Source organism: Pseudomonas migulae (assembly GCF_043225285.1).
Classification (GTDB): domain Bacteria; phylum Pseudomonadota; class Gammaproteobacteria; order Pseudomonadales; family Pseudomonadaceae; genus Aquipseudomonas; species Aquipseudomonas migulae_C.
Genome location: NZ_CP171224.1, coordinates 6,382,529 through 6,400,005, shown reverse-complemented (window position 1 = coordinate 6,400,005; position 17,477 = coordinate 6,382,529). Strand labels below are relative to the sequence as shown.

General features: G+C 59.7%; 17 protein-coding genes and 1 pseudogene. 9 read left to right on the top strand and 9 right to left on the bottom strand.

The genetic code is table 11. The annotated features are described in order from the left end of the window. The first annotated feature begins 25 nt into the window (after positions 1 to 25). The gene (locus ACF6ZU_RS29245; RefSeq protein WP_392889456.1) at positions 26 to 949 is read left to right on the top strand and encodes a LysR substrate-binding domain-containing protein; all 924 of its coding nucleotides are present in this window, start codon (positions 26 to 28) and stop codon (positions 947 to 949) included. Positions 950 to 1,003: 54 nt separating this feature from the next. Here the strand turns inward: ACF6ZU_RS29245 and ACF6ZU_RS29240 are convergent. The 5 genes and pseudogenes from ACF6ZU_RS29240 to ACF6ZU_RS29220 all read right to left on the bottom strand — a co-directional run. Beyond that, positions 1,004 to 1,540, bottom strand: a pseudogene (locus ACF6ZU_RS29240) (zinc-binding dehydrogenase); the annotation flags it as partial. A 37-nt stretch (positions 1,541 to 1,577) separates the two neighbouring features. Next, entirely contained in the window at positions 1,578 to 1,973 is a 396-nt protein-coding gene (locus ACF6ZU_RS29235) for a RidA family protein (RefSeq protein ID WP_392889453.1), read from the bottom strand. Between the two features lie 483 nt (positions 1,974 to 2,456). After that, positions 2,457 to 2,858, bottom strand: a complete 402-nt coding sequence (locus ACF6ZU_RS29230; protein ID WP_392889451.1) for an ExbD/TolR family protein — start codon at positions 2,856 to 2,858, stop codon at positions 2,457 to 2,459. A gap of 1 nt (position 2,859) precedes the next feature. Beyond that, complete coding sequence (locus tag ACF6ZU_RS29225; RefSeq protein WP_392888638.1) at positions 2,860 to 3,585, bottom strand: MotA/TolQ/ExbB proton channel family protein; 726 nt, start codon at positions 3,583 to 3,585, stop codon at positions 2,860 to 2,862. An 84-nt stretch (positions 3,586 to 3,669) separates the two neighbouring features. Further along, positions 3,670 to 4,485, bottom strand: a complete 816-nt coding sequence (locus ACF6ZU_RS29220; RefSeq protein WP_392889449.1) for an energy transducer TonB — start codon at positions 4,483 to 4,485, stop codon at positions 3,670 to 3,672. 354 nt (positions 4,486 to 4,839) lie between these two features. Here ACF6ZU_RS29220 and ACF6ZU_RS29215 point away from each other — a divergent pair, with 354 nt between their 5' ends. Further along, positions 4,840 to 7,641, top strand: coding sequence for an amino acid adenylation domain-containing protein (locus ACF6ZU_RS29215; RefSeq protein ID WP_392889447.1), 2,802 nt, complete (start codon positions 4,840 to 4,842; stop codon positions 7,639 to 7,641). A 16-nt stretch (positions 7,642 to 7,657) separates the two neighbouring features. Here the strand turns inward: ACF6ZU_RS29215 and ACF6ZU_RS29210 are convergent, their stop codons facing one another. Then, positions 7,658 to 8,011, bottom strand: a complete 354-nt coding sequence (locus ACF6ZU_RS29210) for a hypothetical protein (protein WP_392889446.1) — start codon at positions 8,009 to 8,011, stop codon at positions 7,658 to 7,660. A 136-nt stretch (positions 8,012 to 8,147) separates the two neighbouring features. On the opposite strand from ACF6ZU_RS29210, the gene ACF6ZU_RS29205 reads away from it, so the two are divergent. Further along, positions 8,148 to 8,816, top strand: a complete 669-nt coding sequence (locus ACF6ZU_RS29205; protein ID WP_392889444.1) for an ATPase — start codon at positions 8,148 to 8,150, stop codon at positions 8,814 to 8,816. A 68-nt stretch (positions 8,817 to 8,884) separates the two neighbouring features. Next, entirely contained in the window at positions 8,885 to 9,673 is a 789-nt protein-coding gene (locus tag ACF6ZU_RS29200; protein WP_392889441.1) for a DeoR/GlpR family DNA-binding transcription regulator, read from the top strand. A gap of 18 nt (positions 9,674 to 9,691) precedes the next feature. On the opposite strand, the gene ACF6ZU_RS29195 is transcribed toward ACF6ZU_RS29200, so the two are convergent. Continuing rightward, positions 9,692 to 10,591, bottom strand: coding sequence for a bestrophin family protein (locus ACF6ZU_RS29195; RefSeq protein ID WP_392889439.1), 900 nt, complete (start codon positions 10,589 to 10,591; stop codon positions 9,692 to 9,694). Between the two features lie 245 nt (positions 10,592 to 10,836). Further along, entirely contained in the window at positions 10,837 to 11,688 is an 852-nt protein-coding gene (locus ACF6ZU_RS29190; protein WP_392889437.1) for a CAP domain-containing protein, read from the bottom strand. 200 nt (positions 11,689 to 11,888) lie between these two features. On the opposite strand from ACF6ZU_RS29190, the gene ACF6ZU_RS29185 reads away from it, so the two are divergent. Together ACF6ZU_RS29185 and ACF6ZU_RS29180 are read left to right on the top strand one after the other, a co-directional pair. Beyond that, positions 11,889 to 12,509: a cell wall hydrolase gene (locus ACF6ZU_RS29185; protein WP_392889436.1), complete on the top strand. Its 621-nt coding sequence runs from the start codon at positions 11,889 to 11,891 to the stop codon at positions 12,507 to 12,509. A gap of 108 nt (positions 12,510 to 12,617) precedes the next feature. Then, a complete protein-coding gene (locus ACF6ZU_RS29180) occupies positions 12,618 to 13,553 on the top strand; it encodes a Ppx/GppA family phosphatase (RefSeq protein ID WP_392889434.1) in 936 nt (311 codons plus the stop codon). 99 nt (positions 13,554 to 13,652) lie between these two features. On the opposite strand, the gene ACF6ZU_RS29175 is transcribed toward ACF6ZU_RS29180, so the two are convergent. Then, positions 13,653 to 14,624: a hypothetical protein gene (locus ACF6ZU_RS29175; RefSeq protein ID WP_392889431.1), complete on the bottom strand. Its 972-nt coding sequence runs from the start codon at positions 14,622 to 14,624 to the stop codon at positions 13,653 to 13,655. Between the two features lie 422 nt (positions 14,625 to 15,046). Here ACF6ZU_RS29175 and ACF6ZU_RS29170 point away from each other — a divergent pair, with 422 nt between their 5' ends. The 3 genes from ACF6ZU_RS29170 to ACF6ZU_RS29160 all read left to right on the top strand — a co-directional run bounded on the left by ACF6ZU_RS29170 (position 15,047) and on the right by ACF6ZU_RS29160 (position 17,441). Next, complete coding sequence (locus ACF6ZU_RS29170) at positions 15,047 to 15,985, top strand: GlxA family transcriptional regulator (protein WP_392889429.1); 939 nt, start codon at positions 15,047 to 15,049, stop codon at positions 15,983 to 15,985. A gap of 200 nt (positions 15,986 to 16,185) precedes the next feature. Then, a complete protein-coding gene (locus ACF6ZU_RS29165; RefSeq protein WP_392889427.1) occupies positions 16,186 to 17,154 on the top strand; it encodes a nitrilase-related carbon-nitrogen hydrolase in 969 nt (322 codons plus the stop codon). A gap of 2 nt (positions 17,155 to 17,156) precedes the next feature. Further along, positions 17,157 to 17,441 (top strand): hypothetical protein, encoded by a 285-nt coding sequence (locus tag ACF6ZU_RS29160; RefSeq protein WP_392889424.1) that lies wholly within the window; start codon positions 17,157 to 17,159, stop codon positions 17,439 to 17,441. Positions 17,442 to 17,477: the final 36 nt, after the last annotated feature.

The window sequence follows — 17,477 nt, the reverse complement described above, 5'->3', positions numbered from 1 at the left end:
AATCCGAACGATAACCGGGGCGACAATGGACCGTTTTGATGCGATGCAGGCGTTCGCGCGGGTGGTGGAGGCGGGCAGTTTCACCAAGGCTGCCGACACCCTGCACATGAGCAAGACCACCGTGACGCAACTGGTGCAGCAACTGGAGGCGCGACTGCGCGTCAAGTTGCTCAACCGCACCACGCGCAAGGTCAACGTCACCGCTGACGGCGCGGTGTATTACGAGCGGGTGCTCAGGTTGCTGGCTGACATGGACGATGCTGAAACCAGCCTGTCCGGCGCCTCGGCAGTGCCCCGTGGTCGATTGCGGGTGGATGTGCCGAGCCCGTTGGCGAGCATGATCCTGATGCCGGCATTGCCCGATTTCTATGCGCGATACCCGGACATCCAGATCGACATGGGCGTCAGCGATCGCATCGTCGACATCATCGATGAGAATGTCGATTGCGTGGTGCGCGGCGGCGAACTGAGGGATCAGTCATTGATGGCCCGGCGCGTCGCTGACCTGCCGCTCGGCGTCTTTGCCGCACCGAGCTACCTGGCTCGACACGGCACACCCGTCCATCCCCAGGAACTGGAAGACTCCGAGCATCGCATCGTCGGTTTCCTGTGGGCACGCACCGGCAAGCCGGTGCCCTATGCGCTGCACAATCACAGCGAACACGTGCACGTCAAAGGTCGTTACGCGCTGGCCGTCGACGATGGCAATGCCTATCTCTCGGCAGGCCTCGCGGGGTTGGGTGTGCTGTGGCTGCCGAAGTACATGTCCAAGGCCTTCGAGGCGCGGGGCGAACTGGTTCCGCTGTTTGCCGATTGGCAACTCGATACGATGCCGCTTTACGTGGCGTTTCCGCCGAACCGGCACATCAGCCTCAAGCTCCGTGTGTTCATCGAATGGGTGGCGCAATTGATGGCGCAACATGCGCCGGTCAAAGGCCACCCCTCATGACTGTCTGGTGGGGGGCACGCACCGAACGCTAAGGAAGCGATCGGTTATGACCGGTTACTTGCTGGCGTCCAGCACCACGCGGTAACGCGCCTTGCCGCTGCGCAAGTGATCGATGGCTTCGTTGACCCGGCTCATGGGGAAGTGCTCGACCTGCGGCAGGATCTGATGCCGGGCGCAGAACTCCAGCATGGTCGCGGTGGTGCCAGGCGAGCCGACGGGGGAGGCGGACAGGCTCTTCTGTTGCGGGATCAGGTTGAACACGTGCACGGGAATCGCGCCGGGCACGATGCCGACAAAATGCAGGCGCCCCTTGCCGCGCAGGGTGCCGAGCATGGCTGGCCAGTCGAGGTCGGCGTTGGCGGTGATCAGCAGAAAGTCGAGGGTCCCGGCGATGGCTTTCAAGGCGTTGCTGTCCGTCGAGGCGATCACGTGGTGTGCGCCCAGACGCTTGGCTTCGTCCTGCTTGCTCAGCGATGAAGTGAAGGCAGTGACGTCGCAGCCCCAGGCGTTGAGGAAGCGCAAGGCCAGGTGACCGAGGCCGCCGATGCCCACCACACCGACCCGGTCAGTGGGCTTGACGTCGAATTCCACCCGATGAAGTGTCAACGCGGCCTCGATGTGGAGCGGCTTACCTGCGCCGCACGGCGATGCATTTTATTTCCACCAGCAGCCCTGGATGAGCCAGTTCGCTGACACCGATGCACGTCCAGGCGCACAGGCCTCTGGGGAACACGCGGTTTTTCACCTCGCGAAACACCGCCATGTGCTGCGACATGTCCACGTGATAGGTGGTCATGTCGACCACGTCTTCGAAGTGGCAACCTCCGGCCTCAAGCACGCTGCGCAGGTTTTCCCAGGCGCTGATGAACTGTTGCTCGGGATCGCGGATCACTTCCAGTTCCGCGGTTCGTCCGACCTGGCCGGCGCAGTACAAGGTGTCGCCGACCCTGACGGCAGGGGCGTAACCGGCGCGTTCGACGATGGGTTTCAGAGTGTCTGGAATGACGATTTCACGGTCTGACATGGCGGGAACTCCGGGCAGGTAATCAACGGATTCTACCCAGCGTTCAACGATCTCCGCAGGCGCCAGATTGCCGCAGGCGGGAGGGGGCCAACCCCGGCACCCCGTCTCCTACACGGTTTGCGGTGTGTCATGTCACTTGATGGCGACGAAGATCCCTGTAGGAGCCAGCTTGCTGGCGATGGCGGCCGATCAGTAGACATCGATGGTGCCTGACACTCCGCCATCGCCGGCAAGCCGGCTCCTACACGATTGATGGTGTGTCATGTCACTTGATGGCGACAAAGATCCCTGTAGGAGCCAGCTTGCTGGCGATGGCGACCGATTAGCAGACATCGATGGTGCCTGACACTCCGCCATCGCCGGCAAGCCGGCTCCTACACGATTGATGGTGTGTCATGTCACTTGATGGCGACGAAGATCCCTGTAGGAGCCAGCTTGCTGGCGATGGCGTTCTCACGGGCGCCATCGCCGGCAAGCCGGCTCCTACTTCGCGGTGATGACCGACAGTTTGGTGATGCCCGCCCGCTCGATCGAGGCCATCGCCCGGGCCACTTCGCCGTAGTTCACGCCGTTGTCGGCCTGCAGCTGCACGCGCACGTCGGCGTTTTTGCTTTTGGCGTCCTTGAGGTTGGTTTCCAGCAAATCCGGCTGGATCTCGTCCTTGTTGATGAACAGCTTGCCCTTGTCGTCGATGCTCACCACCAGCGGGTCTTTCTGCTCCACCGGCGCCACCGATTCGGTCTTCGGCAGGTTGATCGGGATCGAGTTGGTCAGCAGCGGCGCGGTGACGATGAACACCACCAGCAGCACCAGCATCACGTCCACCAGCGGCGTGACGTTGATTTCGCTCAGCACTTCGTCATTGTCTTGTGTGGAAAAGGCCATCTCAGGACGCCTCCTTCACTTTCTGCCCGGTCGCGGTGGCGCCGGATTTTTTCAGCGCCGGGTGCGTCAGCACACGAAACGAATGTTTCTGCGCCAGGCTGTAGAAGTCGTGGGCGAAGTCGTCGAGGTCGGCGGCGGTCAGCTTCAACCGGCGCAGCAGGTAGTTGTAGACCAGCACCGCCGGCACCGCGACGGCGATGCCCACACCAGTGGCGACCAGCGCCGCACCGATCGGCCCGGCCACGGTTTCCAGGCTCGCCGAGCCGGCCGCGCTGATGCCTTTCAATGCCGACATGATCCCCCAGACCGTACCGAACAGACCGATGAAGGGCGAGGTGCTGCCGATGCTGGCGAGGATCGCCAACCCGGTTTCCAGCGAACGCCGCTCGCGCACGATCTGCTGGCGCAAAGCGCGTTCGAGGCGGTCCTGATGGTTGATCGCCTGGCTCAGGTCAGTGGCCTGCACGCCGTCCGGGACCTGGATCGCCGCGTAACCGGCGAGCGCCACGCGGGCCGCGGCGCCGGGTTGGCTGTGGGCCAGTTCGGCGGCGGAATCCAGGCTCGAGGCGGCCCAGAATTGCTTGTGGAATTTGCGGTCCTGGGTCTTCAGTCGGGTGAACTGCACGCCTTTCAACAAGGCCAGGCCCCAGGTCGCGACGGAGAAGATGATCAGCAGCCAGATGACCGCGTGTTCGATGGATTCAAACGGGGACGCAATGAGGTTCATGGTGGGCTCTCCAGCAAGGCATTAATCAGGTGTAGCGATGCGCCTTTTGTCAGGTGGCCCGCGATAAAAGCGTTCGAAGTTGAGTTACTTGATCTTGAAGTCGATCGGCACGCTGACCCAGCCGTCCTGGGCGACATCACCCTGTTTCGCCGGGACGAAACTCCAGCGCTTCACTGCTGCCAGTGCGGCCTCGTCGAGCTGGTCGCGACCGCTGCTTTTCTGCAGCTGGATTTCCCCGGGCTTGCCACTGGCCAATACATGTACACGCAACAGCACCGTGCCTTCCCAGCCGCGACGCATCGCCAAGGATGGATATTCCGGTGCCGGGTTCTTCAAATAACCAGCGCTGGCCGAGGCCGGGGTCACCGGTTTCGGCGCCGGCGGTGCGGGTGGCGCCGGGGCTGCGACCGGTTGCGGTGGGGCCGGTGGCGCGGGCGGTTGCTCCACCGGTTTGGCCACTGGTTTAGGCACAGGCTTGACCACAGGCTTGGGCTTGGGCTTGGGAATCGGTTTCGGCGGTGGCGGCTTGACCGCCAGTTCATCCTCCACCGGCGGCGGAGGCTCGACCACCGGCTGCACAATCGGCTCGGGTGGTGGCGGTTCCACCACAGGCGGCGCCGGTTGTGAAAATTCGATGGTCATCGGCGGGATTTCCGGCGGCACCACCGGCAGCGGCGGCGTCGGGGTGCTGTTGACCCAGACGATCACCGCGCCGTGCAGCACCAGCGCGAAGACGCCGAGCAACACCGCTTCGCGGCGGCTCAGGACGCGCTTGGGTGTGCTGTGCAGGCGCGATTGCGCCAAAGGACCGAGGTAGACCCGTCCCAAGTCGAGCAACTCTCCGCTCGGTGCCTGTCGCCAGCGCACATCCAGTGCCGTGGCGGTTTGGACATTGGCCATTGGTTAACTCCTGACTGTTTAGCAACACGGGAAATGCCTTCCCGTCATCAACTCGTGTCCGCGCAGGCAAACATGCTTGTGCAAGGGCTAGAGCAAGAGCCATACCAATTGCCAATCCAGCGTCAAATGGCGCTGAAACGGCTGTCGCAGTCCCTGATGTGTCTTGCCAGACGCACCGGGCTGCTCATCAGGTGTTGCTGGAGCAGCAATCGACCCTTCGCAACGGCTCAAACCTCAGCCTTTTTTTGCCGCCGGCAATGGCGCCACCTGCTGCCGTGCATTAACGTTCATGCAATCGATTCGAACTGAACTAGGCTGTGTATTTTTTGTCTGGCCGCGGAGCATAAAAACGATATGAACGACCTTCGCCCAAACCCTGCGCTCGACCTGGAACGTCGTGCTGAACGTCCGATATTCGCGGACTTCCTGGAGCAGGCGGGGCGAACGCCCGATGCCGTTGCGGTGGTTTCCCATGGCGCAGCCTGCAGCTATCGCCAGCTCGAAGCGATCAGCCGGGGCATTGCGTCCTTCCTGATCGGCCATGGCGCGACCGAGGCGGACCGGGTGGTGATTGTCGCGAGCCGCAGTGCGGGGCTGGTCTACGCCATGCTCGGCGCATTGCGTGCAGGGCTGACGTTCACGGTGGCGGACGCCGCCTACCCACCGGCGCGCGTGGCGCAAATCATTCGGGTGCTGGAACCGTCCTTCGTGCTGCTGTGCGGCGACGCAACGGTTGAGCTGCCTGAGCAGGCGAGTGCGCAAGTCGTTCGAATAGCGGAAAGTCCCGACGAGTCGCTGCAAGCCTTTGGCGGACATCAGCAGGTGTTGCCTCAGGTCGATCCCGCTCGACCTGCCTATATCACGTTTACATCGGGCAGCACGGGCGAGCCAAAAGGCATCGTCACCCACCATGCGCCGTTGGTGCACTTCATCGAGTGGCACGTCCAGCGTCATTCGCTCTCCAGCGCCGATCGTTTTTCCCTGCTCTCGGGCCTGGGGCATGATCCCGTTTACCGGGACGTGTTCACACCGTTGTCGATTGGCGCGCAAGTCATGTGTCCCGCTCAGTCGACCCTTATCGACCCGGTGGCATTGGCAACGTGGATTCATGAGCAGCGGATTTCCATCATTCACCTGACGCCACCGCTGGGGAAGCTGATTGAAACCGGCGCAAAACTGGGCGACCTGAGATTCGATGCCCTGCGCTACCTGTTCTGGGGCGGGGATGCGCTGAGCCACACGCTGTACGAACAGATCCGCGTCATTGCGCCCAACGCCAAAAGCGTCAACTTCTACGGAACCACGGAAACCCCCCAGGCCATGGGCTTCCACCAGATCGACCCGGCCGCTGGCAACGCCAAAATCCCGCTCGGAAAAGGCATCGAAGGCGCACAGCTGCTGGTGGTGAATGAATCGCAGCAGCTGGTCGGCGAGGCAGAGGTCGGCGAAATCCTGATCCGTAGCCCTTATCTGTCGCTGGGCTACTGGAATGATCCCGTGCTGACCCGGGAAAAATTTGTGGTGAACCCCTTTACCCATGTCGAGGACGACATTTGTTATAAAACCGGTGACCTCGGCACGTACCTTTCCGATGGCAGTGTCTCGTTCCTGGGTCGTGGGGACAGCCAGGTCAAGATCCGCGGCCATCGAATCGAGCTGGCGGAAATCGAGGGCGCGATCTCACGGCACCCGCGCATCAAACAGTGCGTCGTGCTCGCCAACCATGACAGTGCGCTTCCCCGGCTGGTTGCCTATTGCGTCGCGACAACGGCGGTTTCATCGAAGGAATTGCGTGATCATGTCAGCAAGGAACTGCCCGACTACATGGTCCCGGCGCTGTTCGTGTTCCTGGAGGCGATTCCGCTGACACCGAACGGCAAGATCGACAAGCGAGCGTTGCCCTCGATCGATTCGAGCGCAATGTCGCCGGAGTCGAGCCAGAACCTCTCGCCGCTGACGCAAAAACTGGTGGTCGCCTGGTCGGAAATCCTCGAAGTCCCGCGTATCGATGCGAGCTTGTCGTTCGTTGAGCTGGGCGGGGATTCGCTGTCGTTTGTCCAGGCCTCCATGGTGCTGGAAGAGCTGATTGGTCATCTGCCCGATCAATGGGAAATGATCCCGGTCAGTGAGCTGTGCGAATTGACCCAGAGCGCCAGGTCTTCCCGGTTCTCCCTTCGAGCGATGGAAGTTCCGGTCCTGTTGCGCGTGATCTCGATCTTCCTGATCGTCGCCGGCCACCTGCATCTGTTTACCAAATGGCTGGTGGCGGGTGAGACGAAGGTGCTGTTTATCGTGTCGGGTCTGAGCCTGGCGAGGTTTCAGCTCCAGGCCATCAATGAACGCGGTAACGCACGTTCGCTATTGAAGTCCGTCGCCAGTATTGCAGCGCCGACCATTCTGTATGCCGTGCTGGTCCAGGCGGTGTTCGACAAGGTGCATTGGCAAACCGTGCTGCTGGTTTCCAACTGGTTTCCCGAGCGGGTTGTCGGGGTATTCACGTATTGGTATATCGAAGTGCTCCTGCAGATGATCCTGATCATTGGCTTCGCCCTGTCGTTCGAGCGCGTGCGCAAACTGATCATGGCCGACCCGTTCCGGAACCTGGTCATTGCCGCGTGCGGACTGGCGGTGGCCGACATTCTGATCGGCACCTATGTGTTCGATGCGAGCGAACTCTATAACCGCGTGCCGCACCATTACCTGGCGATCATGGTGCTCGGAATGGCGATTCACTATGCCCATTCGACCGTGCAGAAATGGGTGGTCACTGCGGTGACGGTGATTGTGATGGGCGGGGAAGATCTTCTGTTTATCTACGGGCATGGCGCGCAATACCTGCAGGTGAAGGGGTATGTCGATATCGCCGTGCCGGCCGTGCTCGCGGTGATCTGGATCAAGTCGATTCCCGTCCCGGGCCTGATTGCGCGCGGGCTGGCGCTGATCGCTTCGTCAACGCTGTACATCTATCTGACGCACTTCCAATTCCAGTCGGTGGCCCGCCGCATCCTCGACCAGCCGTTGTTTGCGGTGATCCTGGCATTGGTGGGTGGCGTTGTGGTGAGTTACGCCTGGAACAGGGTTCTGCGACTGGTGTTGATGCGCTGGAACAAGGGCAAGAAAAAAGTGAGTGCGGAGACGGTGGGGCGGGTGGCCTGAAACCCCGGTCTTGGCATCACACCGCTCCCCATGTGGGAGCGAGCCTGCTCGCGAAAAACGCCCAGGCACCGCGTTCATTCAGACAGCAAGCGTCATCGTTGACGTCCATCGCCAGCAGGCTGGCTCCTACAATTTCAACCGTGTGAACCCGATCCCTTGTAGGAGCGAGCCTGCTCGCGAAAAACGCCCAGGCACCGCGTTCATTCAGACAGCAAGCGTCATCGTTGACGTCCATCGCCAGCAGGCTGGCTCCTACAATTTCACCCGTGTGAACCCGATCCCTTGTAGGAGCGAGCCTGCTCGCGAAAAACGCCCAGACACCGCGTTCATTCAGACAGCAAGCGTCATCGTTGACGACCATCGCCAGCAAGCTGGCTCCTACAGGGGCGGTGTGATGCCAACCATTCGTTTAATCAATAACCACCATCAATAAACGCAAGTTCTGTTTTCCCGGCATCGGAGGAGGATAGCCACATACCGAATTCGCCTCCGAAGGAACCTGCGCGATGAGAATCTCTACCTTGCTGGCCCTTGTCGCCGTGTTGACCGGCAGCCTTGCCGCTACCGCACCGGCCTACGCCGCTGACCAGTCCTGCCACTTTGCGCCGGTCGCCGACAGCGCCGCGAGCTTGCAGCATGCCCAGTCGGTGGGCGTGCTCTACAGCGAAAACACCGTCAACACCCTCGAATACCTTGAGCAATACCATTCGGTGGCGCTGAGCGGTGCGAAGAATCCAGAGCTGGATTCACGTATCAGCACTGCGTTCGTCAAAAGCTCCGACCCGAAACTGGCGATCAACTGGCTGATGGGCTCGTTGCAGAAAGAGTTCGCGTCGGTGACCGTCTACGACAACCTCGACGCGTTGGTGCAAGCCCACCCGGACGTGGTGGTGATGCTCGACACCTACAACCGCCTGGTCTCGAAGCGCAACAACCAGGTCGAAGCACGGTTCATGGCGAAATTCTACGACTCGAACTTGCAGTACGTCGGCCAGGCCGAGGGTTCCCGTGCACAGCAAATGCCTTCGGTGTGGGTGCATGGCAAGGCCGCTCCGGAGATTGCCGCGCAGATCGACCAGCAAACTACGCTGCAAGTGAACGCGCTGAAGCAGTTCGATGCTTCGCTGAAAGCGCTGGTGACCTCGGGGGCGATGGCGCAGGTCGCGAGCAACTGACGTTTGCCGATTGTGTTTGCAAAGGGGTTTGGCTAATCTCGCATAAACCCGCAAACCCAGGCATAAACATGCAAGACCAGCATTCGACGGCCGAGCTTCCTTCCCTGCGCCGGCAAAAAATCCTCCTGCTCCTCGAGCGTGACGGCAAGGTCATGGCCTCCGAGTTGAGCCAGCATTTCGCAGTCTCCGAAGACACCATCCGCCGCGACCTGTCGGAACTGGCCACGGCCGGCCTGGTGCAGCGTGTGCATGGCGGGGCGCTGCCACGGCCCAAGGACACCGGCAAGGATTACTTCACCCGGGTCAGCGAAACCGATGAGGTCAAGACCCACCTGGCACAACTCGCGGCGGCACGGGTGGAAAACGGCCAGATCGTGATGTTCGATTCCGGCAGCACCACGCTGCAGATCGCCCGTTCATTGCCCTCGGACATCGCCATCACCGCCATTACCACCTCACCGATGACTGCGATCATCCTCGCCGAATACCCGGGCATCAAAGTGATCCTGGCCGGCGGGCAACTCAACCTGGCAACGATGTCCGTCAGCGGTCACGAAACCCTGCGCCTGTTGCAGGGCATCAAGGCTGACGTGCTGTTTACCGGGGTCTGTGCGATTCATCCGGACGTGGGCATCAGCTCGCTGCACTTCGATGAAGTGCCGGTCAAACAGGCGCTGATCGACAGTGCGTCGCAGGTCATTGCCGTGACCACGGCGGACAAGCTGGGCGCGGTGGAGCCATTCGTGGTGGCGCCGTGCAGCCGCATTCATACGCTGATCACCGAGCGGCACGTGGCATCGGGCGATATCGGCGACTATCGCAAGCTGGGAATCGACGTGGTCCAGGCGGACGCCTGAAACCGCCAGGCCCGGATTTCAGCTCAGCACAAAATCCACGGGTTCAAGGGCCGGGGGAAGTTGTGTTTCACCCAGCGCAGTGAGGATTTCGCGCTCGATATTGCGCACGATCGCATGGGTCGGCAGATCGTTTTCGTCACGCCCGAACGGGTCCTCCAGTTCATCGCCGATCGCATCCAGGCCGAAGAACGTGTAGCTGACGATGGCAGTGAACACCGGCGTCAGCCAGCCCAGCGATTCGGCCATGGCGAAGGGCAGCAGGATGCAGAACAGGTAAGTCGTACGGTGCAACAGCAGGGTGTAGGCGAAGGGCAGTGGCGTGTACTTGATCCGCTCGCAGACCGCCTGCGACCGGCTCAGGCTCGTCAGGTGACTGGCCATGATCGTGTAGCGAAACTCACTGATGGCTTCCGACTCGCCGAGTGCCGAACATTGCTGGCCGACCTGGTTGAGAATGCGCCCACTGATGTCCGGCGCGTTGCCGTCCGGCTTCGGTTCAATCCATTCACCCGCAGCGTCCAGCTCGCGCTTGCCGTGCAATTTTGCGTTCAGCGCGTGGGCGAACCCGCAAAGGTTGCGCAGGATGGTCTGCCGCGCGTGCGCGTCCTTGATCACCTGGGTTTCGCGGATCATCGAACGGATCGCAACGATCATTTCGCCCCAGGCTTTGCGTGCTTCGTACCAGCGGTCGTAACAGGCGTTGTTGCGAAAGCTCATGAAAATCGACAGCGACAGGCCGAGCAGGGTAAACGGCGTCGCGTTCACCTTGGCGAAATAGTTGGGGTGCAGGGTTTCCACGAGCACGATGATGGACGCCAACAGCGTCACCATCAGGCAACGCAGCGCAATCTTCCTGGCAATCGAGCCCTTGAGCGACGTGAGGATGTTGATCAGGTTGGGTTTGGGGCGGACGATCATGGTGCCTGGCCTGCGTCGGAGGGCGCTGTTCGCGAAATCAATGCGCGCAGGCTAGAAGCAACGGGCCGGGGCGTCCAATCACTATAGATGACCAGTTGATCGACACAGTCTATGACAGCGACCGCACACGGCACCTGTAGGAGCGAGCCTGCTCGCGATGGACCTGAGGGCGCCGCGTTCATTCAGAAAGAACGCGTCATCGTTTACGTCCATCGCGAGCAGGCTCGCTCCTACAGGAGAAGCGTTTACGGGGTGCCGAACATCACCGTCCAATAGATCCCCGAGTCGCTCTTCGGGTCCACCGCATACGCCGCGCCCAACTCCTGGAACTGCGGGTTCATCAGGTTGGCGCAGTGACCGGGACTGGCGACCCAACCTTCCACCACTCTGCTCACCGTGTCTTGCCCGGCCGCGATGTTCTCGCCGATCAGTTGCGCGCTGTAACCCGCCAGTTCGGCCCGGTCACCCGGCGTGCGGCCGTCGCGGTCCTTGTGGTCGAAGTAATTGTTGTTGGCCATCGAGCGGGAATGCTCTTCGGCGGCGGTCGCCAGTACGGCGTTCCAGGTCAGCGGCGCGGCAGCAGCGAAGGATTGACTGCCGCACTGACGCGGGCGGCTGCGGGCGGTGTTGAGTTCGGCCAGCAGCTTCTGGCCTTCGGCTTGCGAGCTGCCCAGTTTCGCGCTCAACAGCGGTCGCGCCAGTACGATGCGCCAGTCGCGGTCATTGCGGCTGACACCGATATCGACGAATTGCGGGTCGAGCACGATCTGGCAAAAACTCTCCTGTATCGCTTTCATCGCCGAGGCGGCACCACGCGGTCCGGACAAACTGATCGCCTGCACATTCTTCATCGGGTAATTCGCGGCGACCATGGCCTGTTGCAGGTTGCCGATGCTGGTGGCGGACAGTGCCAACCGGGGGTCGCCCGCCAGCGGCGGCAGCTCCGACGAGACCTGGCCGGCGCAACGCTGGACCTGGCTGCGGTAATCGTTGATCGAGTCGATCAGTTGTTTCTCGTCGACCGCCAGCGCCTTCGCGGCGAACAACAGGCCCAATGACAACGTGGCAAGACGCAAAACGGATGACAGGACACGCATGGAAATCTCCCTTGTTCGGACTGCGCCCATGATGCGCGATTTCACCCCCGTGAGTGCAATGCCTTTTCGCGCCGAAATACAGGATGCTGGCCGTCTGTCGCAATGAAAAATGACAACTACAATCAAGCCATGTCGCCCGCCAGGGGCACTCAGCGCCGACATTTCGCTGCTTGAATCCAGTCCACTCAGAAGGGTCGATCATGCGCTTGATTTGGATAGCAACCTGCTTTGCAATCACGTTACTCGGCAGCCAGGCATCGGCGACGGAACAGGAACAGAAAAAGGAAGTGGCCGAAAACAAGGCCGAAGTGCTGGAACAGAAAGCTGCGGAGAAGGGCGCCGATGTCCCGGTGCCTAAGGCCGAAGCGATTACCACCTCGGAAGTGCAGGCCGTCGATCCGGCCGGCGCTTCACCGCTGGACGACGCCATCACCTGCCTGGCGCGCTCGATCTACTGGGAAGCCAAAGGCAAATCTGCCGCGGACATGGAAGCGGTAGCCAGCGTGGTGATGAATCGCCTGGGCCATGAAGGTTTTCCGGACACCGTCTGCGCTGTGGTCAAGCAAGGTTCGGAAGCCAAGAATTGCCAGTTTTCCTGGTGGTGCGACGGGCGTCCCGATCAGGTTCAGGAAGAGACCCAATACGCCATCGCCAAGGAAATCGCGCGCAAGGCACTCAACAAACAGCTCAACGACCGCACCAACGGCGCGATGTACTTCCACGACCGCAACGTAAAACCCGATTGGGCCCGCAAATACATCAAGACCACCGAGACCAGCATGTTCCTCTTCTATAAGCCCAGGAACGGGGAGGCCAAATAGTCGGTGTCATCTGGGTGTCATCGAACCCGTGCCAAGATCCTTGCAAACCGTCTTGGGTGTGCAGCCGACCTGAGTTGGCTGACCGCTGAATGTGCAAGGAATACCTCAATGAAAGGCGACGCCTCCCTGTTTGCGGCCATCGACCTGGGCTCCAATGCGTTTCGCTTGATGATCGGCCAGTCGGTCAAGCGTAACCAGCAACTGGTGATCCAGGAAGTGAAGACCCTGCGTGAACCCGTGCGGTTAACGGAAGGATTTCAGGGCGGGGCGCTCGACGAAATGGCCCTGGATCGCGGTTGGCAGGCGCTCGCACGCTTCGGCAAGAAGCTGCGCGGTTTCGAACCCGGTCGCGTACGCGCGGTGGCCACCAGCGCCGTGCGCGAAGCCGACAACGCCCCTTTGTTCCTGGCCAGCGCGGAACGGCACCTGGGATTCCGCATCGACGTAATTTCCGGGCATGAAGAAGCACGGCTGGTCTACGCCGGCGTGGCCCACACGGTGCCCGGCACGGAGCGCAAGCGGTTGGTGATCGACGTCGGTGGCGGCTCCACGGAATTGATCCTCGGGCAGGGCGCACAGCCGCTGCTGACCGAAAGCATTGCCATCGGTAGCGGCACCTTTGGTGCGCGTTACTTTCAAGGCGGCCGCATCACCGCGCCCGCGCTGCTGGAAGCCGAACGTGTCGCGACCCTGCAATTCGAACGCGTGGCGCGCCGCTACCGCTCTCTGGGCTGGCAGCAGGTCATCGGCTCTTCAGGCACCGCCCGGATGCTGGCCAAAGTGCTCAAGGCCAACGGCCTGAACGACGAAGGCCAGAACGGCATCACCTACAGCGGCCTGTTGCGCCTGTCGCTGCGCCTGCTGGAAGTGGGGCACGTCAATCAGCTCAGGCTCGCCGGTTTGCAAAGCCATCGCCTGAGCATCCTGCCGGGCGGACTGGTGTTGATGCTGGCGGCGTTCAAGGTCTTCGGCGTTTCGCACATGACGCCTTCAGAGCCGGGTTTGCGTTTTGGGGTGTTGCATGGGTTGATGTCCCGGCTTTGATGTTATCTGCGAATAGGAGTTTAGACGTGCGCGTAAAGGCGCAACTACCAGCGCAAAGTTAAGCAGGTTTAGCTTGCTTCCAAAAAGTAGTGTCTAATTTCAGCGGACGAAAAACTCAAGACGTCTTGACCAAATAGTGCCGTCATCTAGTTTTATGTCTATCGCAAATCCATTTCCAGAAGTTTGTATGCCAGCTATCACGGAGAAAGTCTGACCTTCCAGTGGTACAGAGTTGTTAATAGGCAAATCGGGGTCCATTGCAATGCCAAAGTAACCATTCGGCTCACCCCATTTTACCTCGAGTACACGACCAATAGCGCCGGTTTTAATCTTCAGTTTAGTGTTGGTCTCTTCGCGAAGATATATTACTTCTCCCTCGGGGATCAGTTTGCCCTCGTGATAAATTTGCAATCCTGAATCTTCGAGCTGGCATGTCGACGATTCCAGGGTTTCGCTCATGTTCTGACCTATTGCAATAATCTGAAACCTGCCTGACCCACTCTCGGGTATGAGCTCCCAGCTGTGAGGTAGCGAATAATGGTAGAAATCAGGATTGCTTTTGAATTTTGAGTCGCCTTCAATATTTTTGGAACTCAGGGCTATGGGGATTTGCGCTATCGGACCTGATGAAATTTGGGCGAGTTTAACGTCATAAATTTTACCGTGCCTGAGCACGAAACCTTCGGGAACAGGTTTCCCGTCTATCTCGATTCTGAGTTCATCGATTAATTGCTCCGTAATAAAATATTCACGCTCCAAAATCTCTGAGACATCAGCGGTATAGACAATTAACTTGAAACTGCCCTTTAAAGCTTCAGGTAAATTAATGTTAAAGGTTGCCTTTCCTTCTATCACTTCGACTGGTCCAGTTGGTGTTATGTTGATTTTTATACTTCCGTAATCAGATATTCCAGTTCGCAATGTCTTTATATTATCCGGTACATTCTCGATTTCCAGAAGGTTGTCTTTCAGTATGAACACAACAGCTTTTGTGTCTTTTGAGATTTCGTGGCGGTTGACAAACATCTTTACTGCAAGTTCTTGCTCGATGGTTTCAGAGAGTTTTGGCATGGCACTAATCTCGCTATTGTAAAAAGGAATAAATAAACTATTGGCAGTAGTGTAGAAGGAGCGCTGGCTGAAAAGTAACTGTCAAAACTGACAGCCTGATAAGAGCGAAACGCAATAAAAAATTGCGTTTTATTTCTATTAATCTATTGGAGTAGTGCCAGTGTCTCGCAATTTTCCTGCGAGTAAATTTGGGGATGCCTGAGACCGTTTCCGGAAAGCAGGCAGATTCACTTGTTCTTGCTGGAACATTGAACCAGCTAAAACTTCGCATAATTCAACGCCTCGACAATTGCCGAGCCACCAATCCCCGCTAACGGACAATGGCTTTGCGTTGGGTATAGACCTAATTAGGGCGTACAGTGCAAATTCGATGGCCTGAAAAGCTATCCAGCCTCCTTTACGGTCATTCGGAAATCACCGTCATGCACGAGATCGGCCTCATTGTTTATCCCGAATTCCAGGTGCTGGGCCTGGCCATGTGTGCGGCGTTCGAAATGGCCAACGGTGCGGCCGATCAGCCGATGTACACCCTCACCTTGTTGTCCGAGCAGGGCGGCACCGTGCAGACCTCGGCCGGTTTCGGTGTGGAGACCACGGCGTTCGACCAGCGTCCGTTCGACACGCTGCTGGTGATGGGGGACAACCTGATACGCCCGGTCTCGCCCGGCATGGTGGATTTTCTGCGCAACGCAAGCCAGACCACCCGACGCCTGGGGTCGATTTGCACCGGTGCCATTGCCCTCGCTGAAGCGGGTTTGCTCGATGGCCGGCGGGCGACCACGCACTGGTGTCATGCACCGGCGTTGCAGAAGGCCTATCCGAACGTGCGGGTAGAAGAAGACCGGATCTTCATCAACGACGGCAATGTCTGGACGGCGGCGGGCATGAGCGCTTGCGTAGATCTGGCGCTGGCGCTGGTTGAGAAGGACCTGGGCGCTGAAGTGGCGCGGCGTGTCGCCCGGCAATTGGTGGTGTACCACCGGCGCGCGGGCGGGCAGTCGCAGTTTTCGGTGATGCTTGAGCTAGAACCGAAGACGGATCGCATCCAGTCTGCGTTGATCTATGCCAAAGAGAATCTGAAGTCCGGGTTGTCGGTGGAGGAGTTGGCCAGCGCGGCCAACCTCAGCCCGCGGCAGTTCAGTCGGGTGTTCCATGCCGAGACCGGGCAATCACCGGCCAAGGCCATCGAAAACCTGCGGGTGGAGGCGGCGCGCCTGATGATGGAGACCGGCCGCCATGCCATCGATGTGGTGGCGACAGAGACCGGGTTTGGTGATCGCGAGCGTATGCGCCGGGCGTTTATTCGAGCGTTTGGCCAGCCGCCGCAAGTCATTCAGCGTGCGAATCGGAATGACCTGTAGGAACACACGATTTTTAACCCTTGCATAATCTGTAGGAGCCGGCTTGCCGGCGATGGCGTCCTTGAAATCGCCATCGCCGGCAAGCCGGCTCCTACAGTTTTGCGTGTGGCGTAAAAGGTGGCGTATTCGACATTTGAGACAAAATATTATTACCGTAATCTAGATCTCGTTGAAGCCCATTCCCCAATGAGATCACCGCCATGACCATCGTAAAAGCCGCTGCCGTCCAGATCGCCCCCGTGCTCTACAGCCGTGAAGGCACCGTAGAAAAAGTCGTGAACAAGATCCGTGAACTCGGCGAGAAGGGCGTGCAGTTCGCCGTTTTCCCGGAAACCATCGTGCCGTACTACCCGTACTTTTCCTTCGTGCAGAGCCCGTTCGAAATGGGTTCCGAGCATTACAAACTGCTGGATCAGGCCGTCGTCGTGCCATCCGCGACCACCGATGCCATCGGCAAAGCTGCGAAGGATGCCAATATGGTGGTGTCCATCGGCGTCAACGAACGCGATGGCAGCACGCTCTACAACACGCAATTGCTGTTCGATGCGGATGGGAGCCTGATTCAGGCGCGGCGCAAGATTTCGCCGACTTATCACGAGCGGATGATCTGGGGCATGGGCGACGGTTCCGGCCTGCGCGCTACCGACAGCGCCGTCGGCCGCATTGGCCAGCTCGCCTGCTGGGAACACTACAACCCGCTGGCGCGTTATGCCTTGATCGAGGACGGCGAGCAGATTCACGCCTCGATGTACCCCGGTTCGTTCGCCGGCCCGCTGTTCACCCGGCAGATGGAAGTCAGCATCCGCATGCATGCGCTGGAATCGGCGTGCTTCGTGGTCAACTCGACGGCCTGGCTGTATCCGGAACAGCAGGCGCAAATCATGGCTGACACCGGTTGCGCCATCGGCCCGATTTCCGGCGGTTGCTACACCGCGATCATCGACCCGCAAGGCGAAGTGGTGGACGCGCTGACTGAAGGGGAAGGCGAAGTCATTACCGACATCGACCTGTTCCAGATCGAAATCCGCAAGCGCCAGATGGACGGGCGCGGTCACTACAGCCGTCCGGAAATTCTCAGCCTGAACATCGACCGCACGCCGCATCGCCATGTTCATGAACATAATTCGCAGCCGAAGCTGGCCGTCACTGTGCAAGCGGAGGAGGTGTGATCATGAAAGTCATGGCCATCGGAACCCTCAAGCCCCTGACCGCCGAGCAGCGCATCGCTTACCTGCCCGCCGAAGTACCCGCCACCTTGCAGCTGTACCTGGACGGCAAGATGGAACAGTTCTGGATGCGCGACAACGAAGCGGGGGTAATCTTTTTGATGACCGTCGATTCGGTCGAAGAGGCGGACCGCCTGCTCAAGGCATTGCCGCTGGGGGAGGTGGATCTGCTGACGTTCGAGCTGATGCCGATCGGGCCGCTGAGCCCGTTGGGGATGTTGATCAAGTAAACAAAGGAGTCTGGCTTGCTGGCGATGGCGTCCGTG